At 42.1% G+C, this 5,576-nt stretch carries 5 protein-coding genes and 1 pseudogene; 3 read left to right on the top strand and 3 right to left on the bottom strand.

Translation table 11 applies throughout. The annotated features are described in order from the left end of the window. Positions 1 to 130: 130 nt before the first annotated feature. Positions 131 to 706, bottom strand: a pseudogene (locus tag NSMM_RS12775) (transposase); the annotation flags it as partial. A gap of 607 nt (positions 707 to 1,313) precedes the next feature. On the opposite strand from NSMM_RS12775, the gene NSMM_RS12780 reads away from it, so the two are divergent. Next, on the top strand, positions 1,314 to 1,679 hold the full coding sequence (locus NSMM_RS12780) for a hypothetical protein (RefSeq protein WP_090288011.1): 366 nt from the start codon (positions 1,314 to 1,316) through the stop codon (positions 1,677 to 1,679). 86 nt (positions 1,680 to 1,765) lie between these two features. Then, on the top strand, positions 1,766 to 2,575 hold the full coding sequence (locus tag NSMM_RS12785; RefSeq protein WP_090288014.1) for a PEP-CTERM sorting domain-containing protein: 810 nt from the start codon (positions 1,766 to 1,768) through the stop codon (positions 2,573 to 2,575). Positions 2,576 to 3,102: 527 nt separating this feature from the next. Here the strand turns inward: NSMM_RS12785 and NSMM_RS12790 are convergent. After that, positions 3,103 to 3,996, bottom strand: a complete 894-nt coding sequence (locus tag NSMM_RS12790) for a hypothetical protein (protein ID WP_090288016.1) — start codon at positions 3,994 to 3,996, stop codon at positions 3,103 to 3,105. Positions 3,997 to 4,497: 501 nt separating this feature from the next. Next, positions 4,498 to 4,680, bottom strand: a complete 183-nt coding sequence (locus tag NSMM_RS12795; protein ID WP_425412382.1) for a recombinase family protein — start codon at positions 4,678 to 4,680, stop codon at positions 4,498 to 4,500. A 130-nt stretch (positions 4,681 to 4,810) separates the two neighbouring features. Between NSMM_RS12795 and NSMM_RS12800 the strand changes: the two genes are divergently transcribed. Then, a complete protein-coding gene (locus NSMM_RS12800; protein WP_090288019.1) occupies positions 4,811 to 5,524 on the top strand; it encodes an IS6 family transposase in 714 nt (237 codons plus the stop codon). The last annotated feature ends 52 nt before the right edge of the window (positions 5,525 to 5,576 follow it).

Consider the following 5,576-nt stretch of genomic DNA (forward strand, 5'->3'; position numbering starts at 1 on the left):
CGGTTATCCCGCGTACCGCTACGTCTCTAATTTCACTGTCCAGTTTGACGTGGAATCAGTGTCCAGTTTGCTCTGGAATGGCTGTCCAGTTTGCCGTGGAATGCGTGTCCAGGTTGAACCGGAATTCGCAGACTAAAGCACACAACCTGGCATTTTCTGCGCGCAAGCCACTGTAGATCCCATCAGCCCAGATATAAACCCAGCGTTCTTTATTCAGAGATTTATTGCACCAGGTTTTATAATCCTCTGACCAGATCTGCTTCAACCTGGAAACCGTACTGGCCGACAGGCCGCTGGCTTCAGGACCAACCAAAACTTCCAATGCGGTGGCCATTTCTCCAGTCGAAACACCCTTCAAATACAGCCAGGGTAACGCTGCCTCCAACGAAGCTGTCTTCCGTACATACGGCGGCACCAGGGCTGACCGAAATGTCACAGGGTCTCCATCTTTGGCGCGTACCTTCGGTATCTTAACCGTAACAGGCCCTATACCTGTCTGTATATTCCTCTCAGGTTGATAGCCATTACGTACCACAGCGGTTTTCCCATCACTCAGCTTCTTGCCGGAAAATTGCTCCATAAATCCTGCCAATTCAGCTTCAACAGCTTGCTCCAGCAGTTGTTTGGCTCCCCTCCTTAACAACTCTGTCAACGAATCACTAAACTGATCTGGACGTGTCAGTTCAACAACAGTATTCTTCTTCATAGCGGTATATCTCCTCAGGACTGATTTAATTGTTTGCTGACAACTGATCATCCAGGTATACCGCTATTTTTCAACCGCTCAAACACCAGATTTAGTTATAACTCGTAATCAAAGCGAACTAACCCAATACCATCATTCAATTTCCACTAACGTTATAGATAAGCAAGAAGCCTGTGAAAATCGGAGAAAGAAATTTCCCGAAATTTAAGAATGAATAGCAGAATTGCCTCAAGAGCGGTTTGTCGCATTGGAAACACCGTCATTTGCATTTAATGTGAGCCCAAGACGGTGAAATGCGAGCCGAAACCGATAAATGCAAGCTCATTTGTAGTTAATTTGAGCCCAAGTGCATTTTCACTTGCAGTTATTGTGAGCCCAAAAAAACGTTGAATGCAAGCCCGACTGTTTTTAAACGCGAGCCGCTACATCTACTCAGGAGAAATGTGTCAGAACTCCGTGGCCGCTTTTGTACCTTTATGGGATTAGACCCATTTGTCGATCACGCTTCGATTAATCGCTGGGCGATCCGGTTTCTTCCATTGCTGGAAATTTTTTAGAGAGTATCATTGTTAACTGATGGTTATTTGAAATTAATGAGGAGAAATTTATGGTTCGAAATTTTCCACGTTTTTATTTATTGATAATCTTGGCATCGCTTGCATCTTCTAATGCTATTTCACAGAGCCGTCCAGAAATGCACTGGAGTACATTCAACAAGCAAGCAAGTCAATGCGCTTGTCATCTTTTTGCACGTGATGCTTTGCGTAAAGAAGGGTTAAACCAAATATTCGAAGATACTGGATCGATCATTCTTGCAGGCAATAATCGTGTGGTTGCAGAAGTGGTTTGTCTACCAGGTGATCAAAAAATTCGCCTTTCTGCTTTTTCGTCAGACTCAAAAACAGCTGAGCTGACTCGAAACAGAATACGCGAAACAATCGTAAAGAGCGTTCTCTTTGACACTTGCCCCTGATCAATCACAGCGCCCAATCAAGGGCGCCCCAATTTACTTATTTTTTGCAACAGAGCCTTTTATTCTTCTTAGGAGCCGAGCAAAGCATGAATAATATTATATTTAAGAGTATTTTCAGCGCTGCCTTCTCATTATTTATAGTTTCAATAGCATTTGCTGGTACAGTTACTCTTACAATAAACCCGAGTCAAGGAGCAGGTGTTAATGTAACAGGAAGTCTAACAAGAGGAAATACTGCGGTATCAGACCCTGTAAGCGCTGTAACTGGAGCTAATGGTACAGCAGAAATTACATTTGGTCCTACCGTATCTATTGAAGGCGCTATGGGTACGATCTTCAATGTTGAGTCGTTTACAGACTTCGAAGCTCATGTAATCAGAAAAAGCGGGGATTCCTTCAGGCTCGATTCAAACCAAATTAAAGAGGTAAGTAATGAGGTAACGAGTTCGACAGAATTGGCTTTCGGAGGAACAAGTCCGCCGTTCGGGTTTTCCGCACTAACAGCCAGCCTTGCATCGCAAATAGGGCTTGGAAAGGCATTTACTTTTCCATCTTTTCTTTCTGATATTGATAATGATGGTTTCATTGAAGATGGGATAGATACGTTGTTTGTAGCTATAAATGCGAGCTTATTTTTATCAACAGCCTCTGAATTCACAATTGGCGAAACATTTTTAATCGAAAACGGCATCTCTGATTTACTACCCGGATTCTATTTTAGTACCACTACAATTGATTTGGATGATAATTTAGGTTACACAGGCACTCCTATACCAGATGGCAGTATCGTCTTCGTAAGTGAATTTATCTCGGTGTCTACAATACCTGAACCAAATACTTTACTTTTGCTTTTCATAAGTATGATCGCATATTTTGGTTGTCGAAGAAGAAGATAAACTGTATCCAAAATGGGGGATTTTTAACCAAAAGTACGGTGTGTGACAAATATTGATTGAAAGATGAACTTAAATAGGCTCCGTATAAACTGAAATCGGCCTCAGTCTGATTGAACGCTTTTTTTCCAAGTTGGCGGTCGTCCTCACCGGTTAGCTGGCAGATTTTCCTTACGCTTCCTTGGACAAGACTCACACGAGAACCCATCATAATCTCCGGATGAAAAGATACAGATACTATCGACGGCTCTGTTACAAAATATTTTTTTCGATGTAAAATAAAATTAAAAGATGTTTAAAGTATCGAATAGGGGATTGGTAAATCCCACGCCTTTAGGCGGCAACTAATGGTTTGATGTTGAGTTTAGGGGTATAGGAGTAACTCTCGGTTGAACTGAGGAATTGGTTAATACAGCTGTTTTCTATTTTTTGCAACAGAGCCTTCCGTCAGCATGAGCTGGACAAAATGGCGATGTTTGCGGGTTTTACGAATTACGTTTACAAGCTACAACAGTTAAGTTAAACCCGCTTTAACTTCCTAAGACCCTTGAATTGTTATACCACTGCTTTCCTACATGAATTCTATACAAACACATTAACCCACAAAGAATAAGAAATAATATTCCTGGTTCAGGGATATTTTGACCTATATGCCTTTGAACTATTTCTATAGGGACTGATCCAAAATCGACACTGTTGAGTAAATTCAAATTACCTCCCTCAGGCACAAAACCCCATACACTATTAGGGTCAAACTCAAAAGGCGTTAAGCTCCAGACAATACCTTCAAGACCGGCTATCTGACCATCAATTATCTCTAGTCCAAGAGAGGATAATGTGTCCCCCACTATCCAATTCCCATCATTAAATCCAAGAGGGTTATTAGCTATATAAAGGTCTAAATTGACAGCAGTGTATATAGTTATCCCTGGACCACCTTGCCCCGAAGGTGCAAGGTCAGGAATGTGATGAATAGTGTTTGGCAATTCATCCAGTGGATGAAATGCGAAAGGACTATTTGATATAATATTACCTCCAATAACGAAGCTTTCGCGCTTTGGAAATTCTCCTCCTGGTCCAGGTGGATCTTGTGGCAGAATTATTGTTTGCTGCCAATCAGTAGCACCTTTAGGCGCAACGAATTTGAACGATGCTCCCTTTCCAACTGGAATAAAATCCTGCCCCCCTTCGAAACCGTTACCAGAAAATCCACTGATAGGAACCGTCTCTCCATCAATGAGTATTTCAAAACGGAAGGTAAATATAGCATTTGGGTTGCCATCTCGAGTCCAAGAGAACTTGATATCTTCTCCTGGTTCAATTCTATCCTCAAGGATATATGTCGAATGAACATGACCTGATAGCATTAATAGAATAAGGAAATAATATATCTTTTTGTATTTAATAAATAATGTATAAATCACGGTACCTCCTAACATCGGTTCTGTCGTATTAAGCGCAAAAACGCATACTTCGGATGAGCTGAAATGCCATCCCTTTAAACTAGGTAGATTTATTCTGCCAGCGCATAAAATTGTTCAGCAAAAGACATCTTGTCTGCTCCCTTCATCATAATCTGATCTTTGCGAATCATGTGCATTAGTTCGATATTCATGACAACACAACTTACTCGTTTCACACAGTGGGTACGTGAAAGCCCGCAGCGAAAGTACAGTTCGCTGTTAGGGATGCTGTTTGATCCTGCGGGATTAAACGCGAGCTTCGAGCGCCAAGCACCTAAGGACTGATTTATCGTCATGCCGTGAATTTGACACAAATGACGAATGGATAGTGCGATTCGTTTGCGGATATCCTAGAAGGGTGTAAATCTTGATTTATTTGCCTCATTATTACCAAATATAATAGATAATAAGTTTCGTTATAACTTTTAGGCTTATTGCCCATTTACGCACGAATCCTTGCGGTCACCCCCCTTCGCGTAGTGCTTTGAGGCACGCCGCTAGTCCTGGACGATCTTCGCGCTTACCGGAAACTAGATCCTCATAGAACTGAGAAGGATCAACACCCGCATACAGCAGAGCATCTTTTTGTAAATCCGTCGACTGTGATCCGTCCGCCTTTGAAACTCGCATGTAGCCAATCAGCACCTATTCCTCCTGTCACATATACGTTCGATTATGTGACAGTGTGCACTGGAAATTTTAGGCCGTCAAAATGGCTCTGTTGCAAAAAATAAGAAAATTGGTGCATTATTGAATTTTTTCAGGGTATTTCTCAATGTCGGATTTCAAATGGCGACATTACCAGGGCGGTGTAATCCTGGGTTGTGTTAGATGGTACTGCAAGTACGGAATTAGCTATCGTGAATTGGAAGAAATGATGTTGGAGCGTGGATTTGAAGTCGATCACACAACGCTTTATCGTTGGGTTCAACATTATGCACCCGAAATGGAAAAACGCATGCGGTGGTACTACAAGCCGACGATGGGCTACAGCTGGCGGGTAGATGAAACCTATGTGAAGGTTAAAGGGAAATGGACATATTTGTACCGAGCTATTGATAAGCACGGTGACACGATTGATTTCTATCTTTCACCTACCCGTAATAAGAAAGCCGCCAAACGGTTTCTAGGCAAAGCGCTCAAATCCATAAAACCATGGGCACATCCGCAGACAATTAATACAGATAAAGCGCCGACTTTCGGTCCTGCCATTGATGAGTTGAAGGAAGAAGGGAAATGCCCTGAGGATACGGTACACCGGCAGGTAAAGTACTTGAACAATATTGTCGAGGCTGATCATGGAAAACTCAAACAGCTGATAAATCCCGTACGCGGGTTCAAATCCATGAAGACCGCCTATGCAACGATCAAGGGGTTTGAACTCATGCACATGTTCAAGAAAGGACAGATGGATGCATGGAAATATGGGCAAGGTCTCATAGGAGAAATCCGTCTTATTGAAAGACAATTCGATATTTACACCGCATAATCAAAAATATCAGAGATTTACTCTAGCCAACGCTATTTTTTGCAACAGAGGC

The organism is Nitrosomonas mobilis (assembly GCF_900103035.1).
GTDB classification, from domain to species: Bacteria; Pseudomonadota; Gammaproteobacteria; order Burkholderiales; family Nitrosomonadaceae; genus Nitrosomonas; species Nitrosomonas mobilis.